This is a genomic window from Ruegeria sp. CE8 (assembly GCF_056537465.1).
The window spans coordinates 462,208-480,042 of record NZ_JBQFRP010000003.1; the positions used below are offsets into that span (position 1 = coordinate 462,208).

Below are 17,835 nucleotides of genomic sequence, written 5' to 3' on the forward strand. Positions count from 1 at the left end.
CCAAAAGACCGACCGAAAGGCACCTGAGATGAAGGATTTCGACAACATTCCCGCCCTGATGGCCGATCTTGGAAAACGCGCCAAAGCGGCCTCGGCCGATCTGGCCTTTGCAAGTGCCGAACGTAAGCATGCTGCACTGATCGCCGCGGCTGACGCCGTCTGGGCCAATCGCGCGCAGATCATCGAGGCGAACAAGAAAGACCTGGAGTTCGGTCGCGAAAAAGGCCTGAGCCCTGCGATGATGGATCGCCTCATGTTGGACGAGGCGCGTGTTCAGGGCATGGTCGACGGTCTTCGCACCGTTGCAGATCAGGCCGATCCCGTCGGCGAAGTTCTATCCGAATGGGACATGGCCTCGGGCCTGAACATCCAGCGCGTGCGCACACCGCTGGGCGTCATCGGGGTGATCTATGAAAGCCGTCCCAATGTTACTGCAGATGCGGGCGCGTTGTGCTTGAAATCCGGCAATGCGGTGATCCTGCGCGGTGGCTCGGAAAGCTTCCATTCCTCAACCGCCATTCACGCCTGTCTTGTCGAAGGGCTGAAGGCCGCGAACCTGCCTGAAGACTCGATACAACTGATCCCGACGCGGGATCGCGCCGCAGTACAGGAACTGCTGACCATGACCGATTACGTGGACGTTATCGTTCCGCGTGGCGGCAAGGGGCTGGTCGGACTGGTTCAGCGCGAGGCGCGCGTGCCGGTCTTTGCGCATCTCGAGGGCATCGTGCACATCTATGTCGACAAGGCGGCCGACCCACAGAAAACGCTGGATGTCGTGCTGAATGCCAAGACAAGGCGCACGGGTATTTGCGGTGCGGCTGAATGCCTTCTGATCCATCAGGACATTGCCGAGACCCTTGGCCGGGACATCATCTCAGCCCTGCAAGCTGCTGGCGTCGAAGTTCATGCCCAAGGTCCTTTGGCCATCGAAGGCAGCGTTGAGGCAACCGATGATGACTGGGGCAAAGAGTTCCTCGACAGCATCATCGCGGCCAAACCCGTGGCGGACATTGACGCGGCCATCGCTCATATCCGGCAGTTTGGGTCGAACCACACGGACTGCATCATGACTGAGGATGCTCAAGCGGCTGCGCATTTCTTTGAGCGGCTGGACAGCGCGATCCTGATGCACAACGCTTCGACTCAATTCGCCGATGGCGGAGAGTTTGGCATGGGGGCCGAGATCGGTATTGCAACCGGCAAAATGCACGCACGCGGCCCGGTAGGGGCCGCCCAGTTGACCAGCTTCAAATATCTGGTCCGTGGCAATGGGACCGTCCGTTCCTAAAAACGGATGACAACGCGGGTTGAGGCGGTCTCCGCCGACACCCGCCGCCCCATCGACACGGCGGTTTGTGGCAACAGCGCAAACTGCACCTGAGCCGGGGTTACTTTGTTTGGAAACTGACCCTTTGGCAGGTTCTTCCAAAGATCCATATCCAAATTTAGCTTGTCGGCAACGCCCGTTACCGTCCAACCGCCGCCGAAACTTTCGACCGTTACCTCGCCGCCCATGGGCATTGCGCTTTCACAGCACATCAGTGCCAAAAAGGCGAGTTTCACCTGATTGCGCGGAACCGCCTCGGTCAGATGCCAGTTGACGCGGACACGGCCGGCGCGTTCGATGTCCTTCAGAAGCTCCGAGACCTCGGCGCGGCCCAGGGGCTGATCACTGGCCGAACCAAAAGCGACGCGAAAGAACCTAATTCTTGCCCCGGCACTGCCAACACTGCCCGTAATCAGCTCCATCTCAGGCCCCTGAACAGAACCAACCATCTCAAGCAGCTCGAGACCATTGGTGATTGCTCCAATGGGACTAATCAAATCGTGGCAAATCCGGGAGCCGATCAATTCGGCCAGATTGACGTTGGTGTCGCCCATGCATACTTCTCCTGCTGTATCTGCCGCCGGACCGGAGCCCGTTCATGACAGACCTCAATGCCATTCTTGCACCGGGCATGTATGTCCGCCACCCCGATTTCCCCGATTGGGGTGTTGGTCAGGTACAGTCCAACATTGGGGGCAAAGTCACCGTGAACTTCCGCGAGCAGGGGAAAGTTGTGATTGACGGAACCCGCATCGCCCTGATGCCGGTCTTTGATCCGTGAAACTGGTTTAGGAATGGTTAACGCCCGGCACCAGCCGTGCCGGTTGCCATTCGCCCAAAAACTGCGGTATCAGCGCCTAAACAATAACGGAAACCCCGATGCCGGATGCAGGCCCTTCTTTCACCATCAAACTTGCCGAGTCCGAGGCAGAACTGCGCGCGGCGCAAAGGTTGCGTTACGACGTATTCGTCCGCGAATTGGGCGGCGGCGGTGAGATGGTGGACCACGAAGCAGGCCTAGAGCAGGACCGGTTTGATTCCTACTTTGACCACATGCTGGCCTATGACGACGCCACAGGCGAAGTTATCGGTGTTTACAGGCTGTTACCGGGCGAACGTGCACTGGAATTGGGACAGTTCTATTCCGAAGACGAATACGATCTGACCGTATTGAAGCAGAGCGGCCGCAAGCTGCTGGAGCTTGGCCGGTCCTGCCTGCATCCTGACTATCGGGGCGGCACGGCGATGTACCATCTGTGGAACGGCCTAGCCGGATATGTGACCGAGCGCGAAATCGAGGTACTGTTTGGTGTCGCCAGTTTCCACGGCATCGACGTTCAAAAACTCGCGCAGCCCTTGTCGATGTTGCACCACAACCATCTGGCCCCACCGGACCTGCGGGTCAGAGCTCAGCCGGACGTGTTTCAATCCATGGACCTCGTCGCGCCAGATGCTCTGGATCGGCGCGCTGCGATGGTGCAGGTACCCGCACTGATCAAGGCATACCTACGCCTCGGCGGTTTTGTGGGTGAGGGGGCCTTCATCGACCACGCCTTCAACACGACGGATGTCTGCCTGATCCTTGACACGGCGCGTATGAATGAACGCCAGCGACGTATCTATGGCGGAGCCTGAGCCGGTGTCCGATCCGCTTTGGAATAGTGAGGATGCGCCTGACCCAGTCGAACTGGGGTTGGTCGGCTGGACGCTAGTGGTCCTGCGAGGAGTACCGCTGGCGCTGCTTGTCTTCGGCGGACTGATCCTTCTGTTAGCAGTGCGCCTGATCGAACGCCCCTTGTACGGGGTACGCCGCCCGATCACCCCGTTTATCGCGCAATTCGTCTGTCGCAATGCGCTGCGTCTACTGGGCATAGGATTTCGCAGTTCCGGAGAACTGATGAAAGAGCGCGGGGCCGTGGTCGCAAACCACACCTCGTGGCTGGACATTTTTGCACTAAATGCCCGCAAACGCGTTTATTTCGTCTCAAAAGCCGAAGTTGCCAAATGGCCCGGAATTGGTTGGTTGGCACGTTCTACGGGCACCGTTTTTATCGAGCGCGACCGCAAGAAGGCCCGCGAACAGACCCTGATCTTCGAAGAACGCCTAAAAGCTGGCCACAAGCTGTTGTTTTTCCCCGAAGGAACCTCGACCGACGGACTGCGCGTTTTGCCATTCAAAACAACACTCTTCGCGGCGTTCTTTTCAGAGGAACTTCGGGAATTTATGTATGTTCAACCCGTTTCGGTGGTGTTTCACGCGCCTGTCGGACAACCGGACCGGTTCTATGGCTGGTGGGGCGATATGGATTTCGCGCCGCATCTCCTCAAAACACTGAGCGCCCGCAAGCAGGGCAGTGTCGAGTTGATCTACCATGCGCCCGCCAAGGTCAGCGACTTCACCGACCGCAAAGCGCTCGCCGCACATTGCGAAGAGGCCGTGCGCCATGCGCATGCTTTGGCGCGGCTTGAAAAATAAGGGCGATTGGCCCTTGCGCTGCCCGAATTCCTGCCGTATACGCGCGCCATTCAAACCCGCAGGCGGGGTTTGGCCTTTTTGAGGGAGACATCCTCATCAAGACCGCCGGTTGGAGCATCCGCTTCTTTCACCCCCGCCCAGGCGTAAACCGGAAAAGGAAAATAGCATGGCTCTTCCCGAGTTCACCATGCGTCAGCTGCTGGAAGCTGGCGTTCACTTTGGTCACCAGACACAGCGTTGGAATCCCCGCATGGGCCCGTTCATCTACGGCTCGCGCAATGGCATCCACATCATGGACCTGACCCAGACCGTTCCGATGCTGGACCAGGCGCTGCAGGCTGTTCGTGATACCGTCGCAAAAGGTGGCCGCGTTCTGTTCGTTGGCACCAAGCGTCAGGCTGCTGGCCCGATCGCCGAAGCTGCTGAAAAGTCGGCTCAGTACTACATGAACCACCGCTGGCTGGGCGGCACTCTGACCAACTGGAAAACCGTTTCCCAGTCGATCAACCGTCTGAACCAGATTGACGAAGCGATGGAATCGGGCGCAGAAGGCCTGACCAAGAAAGAGCGTCTGGGCATGGAACGTGACCAGGCCAAGCTGCAGGCTTCGCTGGGCGGTATCCGTGAGATGGGCGGCGTTCCGGACCTGCTGTTCGTCATCGACGTCAAAAAAGAAGCACTGGCCATCGCAGAAGCCAACAAGCTGGGTATTCCGGTTGTGGCTGTTGTCGACACCAACTGCTCGCCCGACGGCGTTGACTACATCATCCCCGGCAACGACGACGCGGCCCGTGCGATCTCGCTGTACTGCGACCTGGCCGCTCGCGCGGCTCTGGACGGCATGACCGCTCAGATGGGTGCGGCTGGCGTTGACATCGGTGCCTTCGAAGAAGCTCCGGCCGAGGAAGCCGTTGCTGAAGAAGCACCCGCCGAAGCAGAAGCACCTGCAGAAGCGTAAGCTGCCCGTCACGTAAATGACATATGGGGCAGGGTATGACCTGCCCCAATTCCGTTTGAATTGAGGAGAGCCAAAAGATGGCAATCACAGCAGCAATGGTTAAAGAACTGCGCGACTCGACCGGCGCAGGCATGATGGACGCAAAAAAGGCGCTGACTGAAACCGGCGGCAACATGGACGAAGCCGTTGACTGGCTGCGCACCAAGGGTCTGGCCAAAGCGGCCAAGAAATCGGGTCGTACCGCAGCAGAAGGCCTGGTTGCAGTGCACGTCGACGGTGGCAGCGGTGTCGCGGTCGAAGTGAACTCGGAAACCGACTTCGTCGCGAAAAACGCCGATTTCCAGGAAATGGTTGGCAAGATCGCATACGCAGCTGAAGGCGTCGACAATGTCGAAGCACTGCTGGCTGCTGATCTGGGCGGTAAATCCGTTGCTGACACGCTGACCGACAAGATCGCTACCATCGGCGAGAACATGTCAGTGCGCCGCATGGCCAAACTGTCGGGCGACACGGTTGTGTCCTACGTCCACAACGCAGCCACCCACGGCATGGGCAAAATCGGCGTTCTGGTTGCTATGACCGGCGGTGACGAAGCAATCGGCAAGCAGGTTGCAATGCACATCGCGGCCGTGAACCCGGCAGCTCTGTCCGAGGCAGACATGGATCCGGCAGTGGTCGAGAAGGAAAAGCAGGTCCAGATGGACATCGCCCGTGAATCCGGCAAGCCGGAACAGGTGATCGAGAAGATGATCGAAGGCCGTATGAAGAAGTTCGTGGCTGAATCGACTCTGCTGAACCAGTCCTTCGTTGTGAACCCTGACCTGACCGTTGAAGCAGCGGCCAAAGAAGCAGGCGCAACCATCACCGGTTTCGTACGTCTGGAAGTTGGCGAAGGCATCGTGGTCGAAAAAGAAGACTTCGCAGCCGAAGTTGCCAAAGCCGCACAAGGCTAAGACAGGAGAGGCCTCGAAAGGGGCCTTTACCCTGAAAAGAAATTAACCGGTTACGCTATGCGTAGCCGGTTTTTTTTCGCTGGTTCGCGCACCGAACTCACATGATTATTGAAGGAATGAGGGGCCCCGCAGATGGGGATGGTCGAGGCCCCCCAAAATTCCAACTAAGAGACGCGTACAAATAGGCGCCCTTGTGTCAGAGTGATCGGAGAGCTTTGTTAATGCAAAGATCCAACCAAAACGTTCCCAGGCTAAAGCCACCACTCACGGAACGCTATCACTTTGCAACTAGGGCTCAGATTTGGGAAGTCATGTTTTCCTTACCCAACGTAAATTGACGCAAATCAGCGTCAAAAATGACACGTCATGCTTCCATTTTGAACATCTGATTTTGCAGCGAAGCCTTCAGTACAGCTTGCGCCGTGGTCTCAACCGAAAGAGATTCGCGCGCGAGCCTGAGATGCTTTTCTACCGTTGCCGCGGTCAGCCCCATGAGCAGGGCGATATCCTGCGTTGTCTTTCCGTCACCGACCCACTCCAACGCCTCACGCTGGCGCTTTGTCAGGGCTCGGTTTGGGGCATTGTAGGGCAGGGTGAGGATCTTGAGGTGCGCGACATTGTTCATCAACAGGATGTCATCGCCATGTTCCGCCCAGATCGCGTCGACGTCACTCTGACTGACCGACCCACCAGCGGAAAGTGAAATTGCCCCTTTGGACCGCATCGACACAGACGTAAAGCTGATGGTGTATCCGGCCACCACACCTTTTGATCGGTTGAACTCATAGACCTGACGTTCTTCGGCGGTCATCGTGCCGTCAGAACTCATGTCCTGGATCAGTTTCCAGCTGGCTGCACCTTCGTTGTTCAACGCCCATTTCAACATCGGAGCGTGGAAGTACAGTCCGTCCCGCACGAAACCATCAATGTAGTCATTCCCGTGGTTGGTCAGGATGGTGAAGTCTTCGGGGTCACCCAGCGAGGTTTCGGTTCTGTAACGCGTGTAACCATACAGCAGTCGGTCGAAACCGAACTCTGCCATCTGGCGGCAATGAGCGTCCCAAAGCTCTTCCAGCGTTTTGACGTAGCTGAGAAAATTAAGGTATTCGCCCAGCTTCATGCGGCCCCCTCATTCTTGAGATGAGCCGACAGCGCGTCCAGCGCCATAACGTAGCCTTGAAGGCCAAATCCACAAATCTGGCCCAGTGCAACCGTCGCGATATAGGAAGTGTGTCGAAAGGGCTCGCGGGCATGAATATTGGACAAATGAACTTCCACCACCGGCAACTCGACCGAGGAAATCGCATCCATCAGTGCGATCGACGTGTGGGTGTAAGCTCCTGCGTTCAGAACGATCCCATCCTGCGTACCTTTGGCCGCATGGATGGCATCAATCAACGCACCTTCGTGGTTTGATTGCACATGTGAAACGTCCAACCCAACGGACGCACCATGGTTTACGCAAGCTTCTTCGACCATTTTCAAAGTCGTACGACCATAAACCTCGGGTTGCCGAGTACCCAGTAGGTTCAGGTTTGGACCGTTCAAAATCAGAACTTTATACATTATTTCACAATCCCCATTTATTGGTTCATAAACGTGAAAAGGTATGGATGTCCACCAGCCTGCGCACTCATCGGGCGAGTGTCGCCAATCGAACACCATCATCCCTAGATAATGAACCTCGGCTGCTGTCAGGTTTCGGGTATCGTAACCACAACTTTTCCGAGAACAGACCTCTCACTCAGCAAGGTCAGAGCGTCGCTCGCGTTTTCCAACGGAAATCGGGCGCTGATTTGCGGCTTTATCTGAGCTTTTGCATATAAATCGAACAGCTCACTGATATTTTCCGCGTGGCCCCTTGGGTCCCGAAACACCGAAGCCCCCCAGAACACGCCAACAATTTGGCAGCCTTTCAACAACGGCAGATTGAGCGGGATTTTGGGAATGCCACCCGGAAAACCTACAACAAGAAACCTTCCATTCCACGCCATACTACGCAGTGCGGGCTCAGCATAGTCGCCGCCAACAGCGTCATAGACGACATCAACTCCATTTGAGCCAGCTAACGCTTTGATGTCAGAAGAAAATGCCTTTTGCGCGTCACGATCCATCTGGCGTGAATAGACGATGGTCTCATCCGCACCGATTTGACGGCAGAAATCCGCCTTTTCCGGCGAAGATACCGCGGCGATCACCCGGGCGCCCATTGCCTTGCCTAACTCAATGGCAGCGCTTCCGACGCCTCCCGCCGCACCTAAGACCAAAAGGGTTTCCCCGGGCTTCAACGCCGCGCGATCCTTCAACGCGTGATACGAGGTTCCGTAGGTGAAAATGAAACAGGCCGCGTCTTCGAAAGGCATCGTATCGGGAAACTTGACGGCCGTTGCAACCTTGACGGTCAGATGCGTTGCAAAACCGCCGTGTCCAGTCAGCGCCGAAACCCGGTCGCCTACATCAAATCCGCTGACGCCCTCGCCAACTGCTAATACTTCACCGGCGATTTCACCTCCGGGGGCGAATGGTCTTGGTGGCTTGATCTGATACAGGTCCTGGATCATCAGCGTATCGGGAAAATTGACCCCGGCGGCTTTGACTCCGACCAGCAATTCTCCTTTGCCCGGCACCGGATCGGGTAGAGTCGTAAGTTCCAAAGTTTCCGGCCCGCCCGGAGCGACGCTGAGTAAAGCTTGCATATCGGCCATGTTGTCCTTGTTATTCGGTTAGGAGGAACTTTGGCGCAGCGGCGGACGTTGTCAACAATTCGGCGAGGCGCAATCCTCGTCCGCGACCATCGCCCGCGCCACTAATCACAATCGAGGAGCAGACAATGACCCCTGAAGCCCTATTTTCACTGGAGGGAAAAACCGCACTGGTAACCGGTGGTGCGACCGGAATTGGCCGGATGGCAGCCGAGGCGCTGGTCAGGGCAGGGGCACGCGTATTAATCGCATCGCGCAAGGGTGATGCCTGTGAGGCCGTCGCCGCCGAGTTGAATGCCCTAGGCGCCCCTGGCAGCGCAGAAGGGTTCAGCGGTGATGTCGGCACCGAAGACGGTGTTCAGGCGATGGTTGACGAGGTCAGGAGGCGCACGGATCAGCTTGATATATTGATGAATAATGCCGGGATATCCTGGGGCGCGCCGATGGGGCAGTTTCCGTATCACGCGTGGGACAAGGTCATGTCTATCAATGTCGCCGGGTTGTTTGAACTGACCCAAAGACTGCTGCCTATGCTGATGAAGTCCGGAACCCCCGATGACCCGGCACGCGTCGTCAATGTGGGTTCGGTTATGGGCGAAGTTCCCATGGGTGATGGCGCCTACAGTTATTCTGCATCGAAAGCCGCCGTGCTGCACCTGACCAAAATTCTGGCCAAGGAGCTTTCCCCGTATCACGTCACAGTCAACGCCCTAGCACCCGGACCTTTTGTGTCGCGCATGACGGCCTTCGCAACGGCCGACGAAGGCACCCGCGACAAGGTTGGCAAATCGGTGCCGATGGGACGCGTCGGACGCGTCGAGGATATCGCCGGGTGCGTGCTGTTTCTGTGTGGACGTGGCGGCAGCTACGTTACCGGGGCCGTCATCCCTGTCTCTGGTGGCATCAACGTTGTAACGGCCGGCAATATCTTTGCCGAGGCGCTGTAAGAAATGGGTCATAGGTTTTTGAAATGACATATAAAGCCCAACTCGACCTGCTAAACCTCGATACCTATATGAGCGCAAATCTAGACGGCTACCGAGGACCGCTAGAGGCGACGAAGTTCGCAATAGGCCAGTCCAACCCGACGTTCGAGCTGCGCACGCCATCAAAAACATATGTGCTGCGTCGCAAGCCGCCCGGCGTTTTGTTGAAATCGGCCCATGCGGTGGAACGGGAGTTTCAGGTCCAAAAGGCATTGGCCGAAAGTGCGGTGCCAGTTCCTCGCATGATGCTGTTGTGCGAGGACGACGACGTTATCGGATCCGCTTTCTACATCATGGAACGATTGCAGGGGCGCGTGTTTTTGGAACCCACCATGGATGGGACCGACAACGAAACCCGCTCGGGCGTGTTCGACGAAATGAACCGCGTGTTGGCCGATCTGCACGAGGTCGACGTCGATGCGGTCGGGTTGTCTGACTATGGCCCACCGGGAAACTACTTTGAACGTCAGATTGCACGGTGGACCAAGCAGTATCGAGCCTCAGAAACAACGACGATTGCCGAAATGGACACTCTGATTTCCGCGCTTCAATCGTCGATCCCAAAGGACGACGGGCAACGAACACTGGTGCATGGCGATTACCGCATCGACAATTTGATGTTCCAGCAAAATGGTACACGTTGCGTCGGCGTTCTGGACTGGGAGCTGTCCACCATCGGACACCCCTATGCGGATCTGGCCGCGGTCATCATGCAATGGCAGCTGCCACCCGGCAAGGAAGGGCGAGGACTGGCCGGCGTTGACCGCAAGGCATTGGGATTGCCATCTGATCAGGAGTTTATCGAACGCTATTGTCAGCGCCGGAATCTGCCAGGGATCGAGAGTTTCGGTTTTTACCTGGCCTTCAATTTCTTCCGAATGGCAGGAATTCTGCAGGGTGTCTACAAACGCGCACTGGATGGAAATGCGTCAGACCCCAAGCGCGCGCAGGTGTTCGGCGCCTACGTCCCGGTGTTCGCGAAACACGGCCTTGCTGCGCTTGAGCAATAGGTCAGGCGGCTTTCAATGTTCAGACTGAGAAAGCTCCAACTCAAGATTACCCAGGCTGTTTTTGCCGAAAAACATCTCGGACCCAGCAAACATCGTGGGTACCCCGAATACCCCGCGCCTTACAGCGGCTTTGGATTGTTCTTTTAGCCGCTGCTTCACGTCCGCGCCGGTCATTGCCTCACGCAGTTTTCGCACAGGAAGTCCATGTTCCTGTATAATGTCCATCAGAACACTTAGTTCATCGACTTTCTGTCCATGCACCCAAATCGCATCAAAAACAGCTTCTATATAGTTATTTTCCCATGACTTTCCTGACGCAAAAATAGCGCCCCGCATTGCGAATTTCGTATTGATCGGGAAATGCGGGCTCATGTGAAAACTCAGACCGCGCCTCCGGGCAAAACGATGAAGGTCATGGGTCAGATATGCTGACTTCTGGCGGTTTTCTGAGAAAGCCTGAAACGGACTTTGATTGTTCGTCGCCTTGAACACTATGGATAGTAACACAGGCACATAGTTCAACTGAACACCGTCACGTTCGGCTAACTCGGGCAAAACCTTATGCGCCAGAAAGGCATTGGGGCTGCAGAAATCGAAAATGAAATCTATTGACTGCGTCATGGTCTAACTCCGATACGGCGATCAATGAACTGCACTCTGCGACACAAGGCGAATCTGTAACGCATTCAGTGTAACAGGTGGAATGAAAGACACGCAGCGTTGCAGTGAACCCAACAGCGAAAAAACGCGAATTCCCCTGTCAATTCAGTGCGCCACCCGTCAAGATCAGTCTCACGACCCAAGGAGACCTGACATCCATGTGCAGCCAGTTGGCCCTTGATCCAACCCGCCTGAACAGCATCCGCGACTGGATGCAGCGATATGTCGATCAACGGAAATACGCGGGCAGTTCGCTGTTGCTGAGACATCAAGGTTCCGAAGTGTTTTTTCATGAGTGTGGCGTCAGAAGTGTCGAAAAGGGGCTGCCATTTCAAAGGGACACGATTGCCCGCATCTATTCGATGACCAAGCCCATCACCTCGGTTGCCATTATGATGCTGGCCGAGCGTGGCCTGTTTCACCTCGACGCTCAAATATCTGATTTCATTCCCGAGTTTGGGTCGATGAAGGCCTTGGTCCTGGGCGCGGAACGTCTGGACCAGACCGAGGATGCCCCGACGCCAACGCTGCACCAATTGCTGACTCATACAGGGGGGTTCAGCTATCCGTTCAATCCGGGCGTTCTGCCGTCGGCGATGGATGCAAAAGACCTTATCTTTGGTCCGGATCAAGGTCCTCTGAAAGACCGGATCAGCGTGCTGGCTGAATTGCCGCTGGCGTTTCAGCCCGGAACCCGCTGGGAATACTCGGTTTCCACGGATGTGCTGGGCCGTGTGGTCGAGGTGGTTTCAGGAAAGTCACTCGATCAGTTCTTTGCTCAAGAGATTTTTGAGCCGCTCGGAATGGTCGAAACCGGGTTTTCTGTACCCAAAGGGGCAGGGGATCGGTTTGCCTCCCTGTATACGCCACTGGCCGGGGATGCCATGGCGCTGAACTCGGCCGAAACCGGCGAGGATACCCTGCGGCTAACGGATCAAGCGGGTGACTCTCCTTTTGAAAACGCCACAACGTTTTCTGGTGGCGGAGGTTTGGTCAGTACGATTGACGACTATTCGAAGTTTGTCGAAATGATGCGGAACCGAGGGCAGGGTAACGGGAACCGGCTATTGGGTCCCAAGACCGTAGACTTCATGCTGCATAATCATTTGCCCGGCGACATCGCCTCGATGGGCCCGCAAAGCTTCGCCGAACAGCCGATGGAAGGCATGGGTTTCAGCCTGGCCGGCTCGGTGGTCGTGAACCCGGGCCGCACCCGAACACCCGGTTCGTTGGGCGATTTCAGTTGGGGCGGCATGGCGTCGACGTTCTTTTGGATTGATCGCTGCAACGATCTGAGCGCGGTGTTTTTCACCCAATTGTCCCCGTCCAGTTCATACCCGTCACGTGCAGAACTAAAAGCACTCGTCTTGGCTGCCTTGATTGAATGATCCATGTGGCACTGATACGCCTAGCCTGAATAACCGGAGCGACAATCATGACCGAAGCAGAACGTGTCCTTCTTGACCTTTTGAACCTCGAAAGGCTTGAAGTTGATTTGTTTCGGGGCACAGGATCAGGTGGAGAAACACCGACCCGGATATTTGGCGGACAAGTCGTCTCACAAGCGTTGGCGGCGGCGTACAGAACCGTAGAAGATCGGCTGTGTCATTCTCTGCACGCCTACTTTATTCGCCCCGGTGATCCGTCTATTCCTGTTATTTATCAAGTTGATAGAGCCCGAGATGGAGGTTCCTTCACCACGCGACGCGTGGTCGCGATTCAGCACGGCAAGCAAATCCTGAACATGTCGGCCTCGTTTCACATTCTCGATGAGGGATGGGATCACCACCACCAGATGCCTCAAACGGGATCACCCGAAAGCTATCCGTCGCGCACCGAACTGCGCCAGAAATACCTGCATCTGGTACCCGAGAAACTGCGCGGAGAGCTGACCCGAGAGCGTCCGATCGAAGTCCGCGAAGCCAGTCACCTGGACCCGTTTACGCCGGAGAAATCGGATGACCGAAACCAGGTCTGGTTCCGTATGCCTGGCGCTGCAGGCGTTGATGCAGCCACTCAGCAGCTACTGCTGACCTACGCTTCGGACATGTATCTCATGGGTTCTGGTATGCGCCCACACGGGCTGAGCTGGTTTACCGGCGAAGTCAATGCCGCCAGCCTGGATCACGCGATGTGGTTTCACGCTCCGATCCACTTCGAGAATTGGCATCTATATTCTATGGATTCACCTTGGACCGGGCGAGGGCGCAACTTTAACAGAGGGTCCATTTACGCTCAGGACGGCACGCTAGTGGCATCGGTCACTCAGGAAGGTCTGATGCGCAAGGCGCAGAAAAAGCCTTAGCCGCCTTCGGTAAACTGTTGATTTAGCTTACGCATTCCGCCCAGCCAGCGATCATAATCCCCGGTTTTGTGCCTCATATAGTCCAACACCTGCGGATGTGGCAGCACCAGAAACTGTTCTGCCTCAATCGCTTCAACACAGGCTTGGGCAACGTCCTCGGGTTCCAGCATTCCGTCGATAGACGCGACCGAGTCCTCAAAGCCGCGCGTCATTTCAGATCGAACCGCTTGTGGACACAGAACGGACACGCGCAGGCCTTTATGGCCATACGTCAGAGACAGCCATTCAGCGAAACCAACGGCAGCGTGCTTTGAAACCCCGTATGGCGCAGCGCCGGGTTGGTTCAGCAATCCAGCCGCCGAGGCCGTGGTCATGATGTAACCGCCGCCGCGAGCAATCATACGTGGAACCAGGTGCCGCGCTGTCCAGACATGGGACATGACATTGATCTTCCAGATCCGATCCCAATCTTCATCCGGCACGTCGAGACCACCGAGTGTAAGAATACCAGCATTTGCGCAAAACAGATCAACCGGGCCGATCTTATCTTCGACGTGATCAATCAGCGCTTTGATGCTGCTTTCGTCAGAAACGTCGCAAGAAACTGCGTGACCGCCGATTTCCTGGGCCACAGATATCGCAGCATCCGCTTCGATATCTGCGCATACGACAGTAGCACCTTCATGCGCGAACCGGGTTGCAAGGCCTTTGCCAATGCCGTTGGCTGCGCCGGTTACGACCACTGTCTTACCATTCAACTTCATCCAAAACTCCATTCAGGCGTTTAGGAAAGTATCGTAAGGCACTGGCGATTAGAGAAAAGCCCTAATCGCACAGCTATTTTTATACATAATACCGATTACACGATATCTGAAATATCCTAGTAGAAGGCCTGCAGCCCGGTCTGCGCCCGCCCCAGGATCAGCGCGTGAACGTCGTGTGTGCCTTCATACGTGTTCACGGTTTCCAGATTGACCATATGGCGGATCACTTGGAACTCCAGAGAGATACCGTTGCCGCCGTGCATATCACGCGCCATCCGAGCGATGTCCAATGCCTTGCCGCAGTTGTTGCGCTTGACGATTGAGATCATTTCGGGCGCGGCTTCGGCTTCATCCATCAGACGACCAACACGAAGGCTGGCTTGAAGACCCAGCGCGATCTCAGTCTGCATGTCTGCCAGTTTGCGCTGGAATAGTTGTGTCTGTGCCAAGGGCTTGTTGAACTGTTTGCGATCCAGCCCGTACTGGCGAGCGCCATGCCAGCAGGATTCGGCGGCGCCCATGACGCCCCAGCTGATGCCATAACGCGCACGGTTAAGGCATCCGAAAGGACCTTTGAGGCCCTGCACGTGAGGCAGCAACGCACCCTCGTCCACTTCGACGCCGTCCAACACAATCTCACCGGTGATCGACGCACGCAGGCTCATTTTATTCTGAATCTTTGGCGCGCTCAGACCCTTGAGGCCTTTTTCAAGAACAAAGCCGCGGATCTTGCCGTCATGGGCATCAGATTTGGCCCAGACAATAAATACGTCCGCAATTGGCGAGTTCGAGATCCACATCTTGCTGCCGGTCAGCCGGTAGCCACCGTCGATTTTCTCGGCGCGGGTTTTCATTCCGGCGGGATCGGAACCTGCGTCTGGTTCGGTCAAGCCAAAGCAGCCGACCCATTCACCACTGGCCAGTTTCGGAAGGTATTTCCGACGCTGTTCTTCGCTGCCATAGGCATAGATCGGATACATCACCAGCGAGCTTTGCACCGACATCATTGATCGATAGCCGGAGTCGACACGCTCAACCTCGCGCGCGACCAATCCGTAGGACACGTAACCTGAGCCCAGACCGCCATATTCCTCGGGGATCGTGGTGCCCAACAGGCCCATTTCGCCCATCTCGCGGAAAATTTCCGGATCGGTCTCTTCTTTCTGAAAAGCTTCCAAAACCCGGGGCTGAAGCTTTTCCTGCGCGTATGCATTTGCGCTTGCCGCAATCATACGCTCATCTTCGGTCAGCTGATCCGCAAGGCGAAACGGATCGTCCCATGTGAACGATCCCATATCAGGTGCATCTTTGGCGCGCAAAGTCGGTTTTGTGTCAGGGGCGTTCATCTTGCTTCTCCGCTTAGTCAGCTTTGCCGCAAAGTAACCCGCCAGAAACGCAAAAAACAGTCAGAGTTTCGCATCTAACCATGAGTAAACCTCATAGAACGGGGCGCGCCCTGCCCCGTTCGCTTACCCCAGCGCGTAACCGGCACCGCGGACTGTCCGAACCGGATCCTCGCCGCCGTGCTGGGTCAGAGCCTTGCGCAGGCGGCCGATGTGAACATCAACCGTTCTGGTATCGACATAGATATCCCGGCCCCAGACACGATCCAGCAATTGCTCGCGGCTCCAGACGCGTCCGGGTTTTTCCATAAACGTGCTCAGCAGGCGGAATTCGGTCGGACCCAGTTTCAAAGGCTTGCTGTTGCGACTGACCTTGTGAGTTTCCGAGTCCAGAATGATATCACCGTATTCCAACCGGATTCCAACAGTCGCCGGACGAACCCGACGCAGTTGAGTACGTACGCGCGCCATCAACTCAACGACCGAGTACGGTTTGACCACATAGTCATCGGCACCAGTTTCAAGACCGCGCACCTTGTCGACCTCTTCGGATCGTGCCGAGAGCATGATGATCGGGATCGCGCGCGTGTCAGGCCGTGTTTTCAGCCGGCGGCAGACCTCAATCCCGCTGAGGTTCGGCATCATCCAATCGAGAACGATAATGTCAGGACTATCTTCATCTACCAGCAGCAGTGCCTCTTCGCCGTTGGCCGCTTTGGAAACCCGAAAGCCTTCTGCCTCGAGGTTGTAGGCCAGCACTTCACGCTGCGCCAGTTCATCCTCGACAACCAGAACAGTTGGTTGATCCGCAGACATATCCGTAATCTCCTATGCGGATTGCGACGTGATATCGGCCTTGGGCCGCGCTTCGGTCGGGCGCTCGCCGGTGACCAGATAAACAACCTGCTCGGCTATGGCGGTGACGTGGTCGCCCATACGCTCAATGTTCTTGGCGATGAAATGCAGATGCATGCAGGACGAAATGTTCCGCGGGTCTTCGGCCATGAAGGTCAGAAATTCACGGAACAGACCATTGTACATCTGATCGACTTCCTCATCCCGGTCAATCACGTCAGCGGCCAGTTCGGCGTCCCGCTGGATGTAGGCGTCCAGAGCGTCGCGCAGCATCCGCTCGACCTCGCGCGCCATGCGGCGCAGGGCTGCAGCGCTGCCGTTAATCTCGCCTGCATTGACCAGAACCGTGGTTCGCTTGGCGATGTTTTTGGAATAGTCCCCAATGCGTTCCAGGTTTGCCGACACTTTCAGTACCGAAAGAACCAGACGCAGGTCACTCGCCGTAGGAGCACGCAGCGCAATCAGCCGGGCTGTTTCCTCGTTGATGAGGTCCTCAAGCGCGTCGATGGCCTTGTCGCCCTGACGCACCTCTTGGGCCAGTTCCTCGTCGCGGGACTCAAGCGAGCGCGCGGAATTCATGATCGCGGCTTCGACCAACCCACCCATCTTCATGATATGGGCCTGTACCGCTTCCAGGTCGCGGTCGAATGCGGATGCAATATGTTGTTCGGTCATGTTCAAATACCTGTCCTCAGCCGATACGGCCGGTAATGTAGCTTTCCGTGCGGGGATCTTCGGGGTTGGTAAAGATCTGCCCCGTTTCGCCAAACTCGACCAAGTTGCCCAAGTGGAAGAACGCCGTCTTCTGGCTGACCCGTGCGGCCTGCTGCATCGAGTGGGTCACGATCACCACCGAATAGCGTGAGCGCAGTTCGTCGATCAGTTCCTCGACCTGAGCCGTCGCAATCGGATCCAGGGCCGAGCACGGCTCGTCCATCAACAGGACCTCGGGTGCGGTTGCAATCGCCCGCGCGATGCACAGACGCTGTTGCTGACCGCCCGAAAGACCTGTGCCCGGGGCGTCCAGACGGTCCTTGACCTCATCCCAGATGGCGCCTCGGCGCAGGGATTTTTCAACGATTTCATCCAATTCGGCTTTGTTCTTGGCAAGGCCGTGGATGCGTGGGCCATATGCGACATTGTCATAGATCGACTTGGGGAACGGGTTCGGCTTTTGGAAAACCATTCCAACCTTGGCGCGCAGCTGCACCGGGTCGACCCGCTTGTCATAGATGTCCTCGCCATCCAGCAGGATATCGCCCTTGACGCGGCAGATGTCGATCGTGTCGTTCATCCGGTTCAAGCAGCGCAGGAAAGTGGACTTGCCGCAGCCGGACGGGCCGATGAAGGCCGTTACGGTTTTGTCTTCAATCTCGACGTCCACGTCTTTGATGGCGTGCGTCTCACCGTAATAGACCTGAACCTTTTTTGCGGCAATCTTGATAGCTTTGGAGTCCACGGTTCTCTCCACTCGTGTCATATCGTTCATTATA

20 protein-coding genes are annotated in these 17,835 nt (G+C 56.5%); 10 read left to right on the forward strand and 10 right to left on the reverse strand.

The window, feature by feature from the left end; translation table 11 throughout:
- The first annotated feature begins 28 nt into the window (after positions 1-28).
- Positions 29-1,291 (forward strand): glutamate-5-semialdehyde dehydrogenase, encoded by a 1,263-nt coding sequence (locus tag ACR0AA_RS07975; protein WP_480661748.1) that lies wholly within the window; start codon positions 29-31, stop codon positions 1,289-1,291.
- Here the strand turns inward: ACR0AA_RS07975 and ACR0AA_RS07980 are convergent.
- Entirely contained in the window at positions 1,288-1,884 is a 597-nt protein-coding gene (locus tag ACR0AA_RS07980) for a histidine phosphotransferase family protein (RefSeq protein ID WP_480661750.1), read from the reverse strand. The two genes, ACR0AA_RS07975 and ACR0AA_RS07980, sit on opposite strands and share 4 nt — an antisense overlap.
- Before the next feature lie 44 nt (positions 1,885-1,928).
- On the opposite strand from ACR0AA_RS07980, the gene ACR0AA_RS07985 reads away from it, so the two are divergent.
- The 5 genes from ACR0AA_RS07985 to tsf all read left to right on the forward strand — a co-directional run bounded on the left by ACR0AA_RS07985 (position 1,929) and on the right by tsf (position 5,717).
- On the forward strand, positions 1,929-2,111 hold the full coding sequence (locus tag ACR0AA_RS07985) for a DUF3553 domain-containing protein (RefSeq protein WP_480661752.1): 183 nt from the start codon (positions 1,929-1,931) through the stop codon (positions 2,109-2,111).
- Between the two features lie 98 nt (positions 2,112-2,209).
- Positions 2,210-2,965 (forward strand): L-ornithine N(alpha)-acyltransferase, encoded by a 756-nt coding sequence (gene olsB / locus ACR0AA_RS07990; RefSeq protein WP_480755814.1) that lies wholly within the window; start codon positions 2,210-2,212, stop codon positions 2,963-2,965.
- Entirely contained in the window at positions 2,931-3,806 is an 876-nt protein-coding gene (olsA, locus tag ACR0AA_RS07995) for a lyso-ornithine lipid O-acyltransferase (protein ID WP_480755815.1), read from the forward strand. Before olsB ends, olsA begins: the two co-directional genes overlap by 35 nt.
- A 166-nt stretch (positions 3,807-3,972) precedes the next feature.
- Entirely contained in the window at positions 3,973-4,764 is a 792-nt protein-coding gene (rpsB, locus tag ACR0AA_RS08000) for a 30S ribosomal protein S2 (protein WP_475203200.1), read from the forward strand.
- Positions 4,765-4,841: 77 nt separating this feature from the next.
- Positions 4,842-5,717, forward strand: coding sequence for a translation elongation factor Ts (gene tsf, locus ACR0AA_RS08005; RefSeq protein ID WP_480661758.1), 876 nt, complete (start codon positions 4,842-4,844; stop codon positions 5,715-5,717).
- A 364-nt stretch (positions 5,718-6,081) separates the two neighbouring features.
- On the opposite strand, the gene ACR0AA_RS08010 is transcribed toward tsf, so the two are convergent.
- From ACR0AA_RS08010 to ACR0AA_RS08020, 3 genes are all read right to left on the reverse strand, one after another.
- Positions 6,082-6,837: a LuxR family transcriptional regulator gene (locus ACR0AA_RS08010; protein WP_480661760.1), complete on the reverse strand. Its 756-nt coding sequence runs from the start codon at positions 6,835-6,837 to the stop codon at positions 6,082-6,084.
- The gene (gene aroQ / locus ACR0AA_RS08015; protein ID WP_480661762.1) at positions 6,834-7,283 is read right to left on the reverse strand and encodes a type II 3-dehydroquinate dehydratase; all 450 of its coding nucleotides are present in this window, start codon (positions 7,281-7,283) and stop codon (positions 6,834-6,836) included. Before aroQ ends, ACR0AA_RS08010 begins: the two co-directional genes overlap by 4 nt.
- Before the next feature lie 128 nt (positions 7,284-7,411).
- A complete protein-coding gene (locus tag ACR0AA_RS08020; RefSeq protein WP_480661933.1) occupies positions 7,412-8,413 on the reverse strand; it encodes an NADPH:quinone oxidoreductase family protein in 1,002 nt (333 codons plus the stop codon).
- 134 nt (positions 8,414-8,547) lie between these two features.
- Here ACR0AA_RS08020 and ACR0AA_RS08025 point away from each other — a divergent pair, with 134 nt between their 5' ends.
- Together ACR0AA_RS08025 and ACR0AA_RS08030 are read left to right on the forward strand one after the other, a co-directional pair.
- Positions 8,548-9,366: an SDR family oxidoreductase gene (locus ACR0AA_RS08025; RefSeq protein WP_480755816.1), complete on the forward strand. Its 819-nt coding sequence runs from the start codon at positions 8,548-8,550 to the stop codon at positions 9,364-9,366.
- A gap of 23 nt (positions 9,367-9,389) precedes the next feature.
- The gene (locus ACR0AA_RS08030; RefSeq protein WP_480661765.1) at positions 9,390-10,415 is read left to right on the forward strand and encodes a phosphotransferase family protein; all 1,026 of its coding nucleotides are present in this window, start codon (positions 9,390-9,392) and stop codon (positions 10,413-10,415) included.
- 12 nt (positions 10,416-10,427) lie between these two features.
- On the opposite strand, the gene ACR0AA_RS08035 is transcribed toward ACR0AA_RS08030, so the two are convergent.
- Positions 10,428-11,036, reverse strand: a complete 609-nt coding sequence (locus ACR0AA_RS08035) for a DsbA family protein (protein WP_480661767.1) — start codon at positions 11,034-11,036, stop codon at positions 10,428-10,430.
- Between the two features lie 197 nt (positions 11,037-11,233).
- Between ACR0AA_RS08035 and ACR0AA_RS08040 the strand changes: the two genes are divergently transcribed.
- Together ACR0AA_RS08040 and ACR0AA_RS08045 are read left to right on the forward strand one after the other, a co-directional pair.
- Positions 11,234-12,463 carry a serine hydrolase domain-containing protein gene (locus ACR0AA_RS08040; protein WP_480661769.1) on the forward strand — a complete coding sequence of 410 codons (1,230 nt, stop codon included), beginning with the start codon at positions 11,234-11,236 and terminating at the stop codon, positions 12,461-12,463.
- Between the two features lie 47 nt (positions 12,464-12,510).
- Positions 12,511-13,380 carry an acyl-CoA thioesterase gene (locus tag ACR0AA_RS08045; RefSeq protein ID WP_480661771.1) on the forward strand — a complete coding sequence of 290 codons (870 nt, stop codon included), beginning with the start codon at positions 12,511-12,513 and terminating at the stop codon, positions 13,378-13,380.
- On the opposite strand, the gene ACR0AA_RS08050 is transcribed toward ACR0AA_RS08045, so the two are convergent.
- From ACR0AA_RS08050 to pstB, 5 genes are all read right to left on the reverse strand, one after another.
- Positions 13,377-14,144: an SDR family oxidoreductase gene (locus ACR0AA_RS08050; protein ID WP_480661773.1), complete on the reverse strand. Its 768-nt coding sequence runs from the start codon at positions 14,142-14,144 to the stop codon at positions 13,377-13,379. The genes ACR0AA_RS08045 and ACR0AA_RS08050 overlap by 4 nt on opposite strands.
- Before the next feature lie 116 nt (positions 14,145-14,260).
- Complete coding sequence (locus tag ACR0AA_RS08055) at positions 14,261-15,490, reverse strand: acyl-CoA dehydrogenase (RefSeq protein ID WP_480661775.1); 1,230 nt, start codon at positions 15,488-15,490, stop codon at positions 14,261-14,263.
- Positions 15,491-15,613: 123 nt separating this feature from the next.
- Entirely contained in the window at positions 15,614-16,303 is a 690-nt protein-coding gene (gene phoB / locus ACR0AA_RS08060) for a phosphate regulon transcriptional regulator PhoB (protein WP_480661777.1), read from the reverse strand.
- A gap of 12 nt (positions 16,304-16,315) precedes the next feature.
- Complete coding sequence (gene phoU / locus ACR0AA_RS08065; RefSeq protein ID WP_480661779.1) at positions 16,316-17,017, reverse strand: phosphate signaling complex protein PhoU; 702 nt, start codon at positions 17,015-17,017, stop codon at positions 16,316-16,318.
- A gap of 16 nt (positions 17,018-17,033) precedes the next feature.
- Positions 17,034-17,831, reverse strand: a complete 798-nt coding sequence (gene pstB / locus ACR0AA_RS08070; protein WP_239335200.1) for a phosphate ABC transporter ATP-binding protein PstB — start codon at positions 17,829-17,831, stop codon at positions 17,034-17,036.
- Between the last annotated feature and the right edge of the window lie 4 nt (positions 17,832-17,835).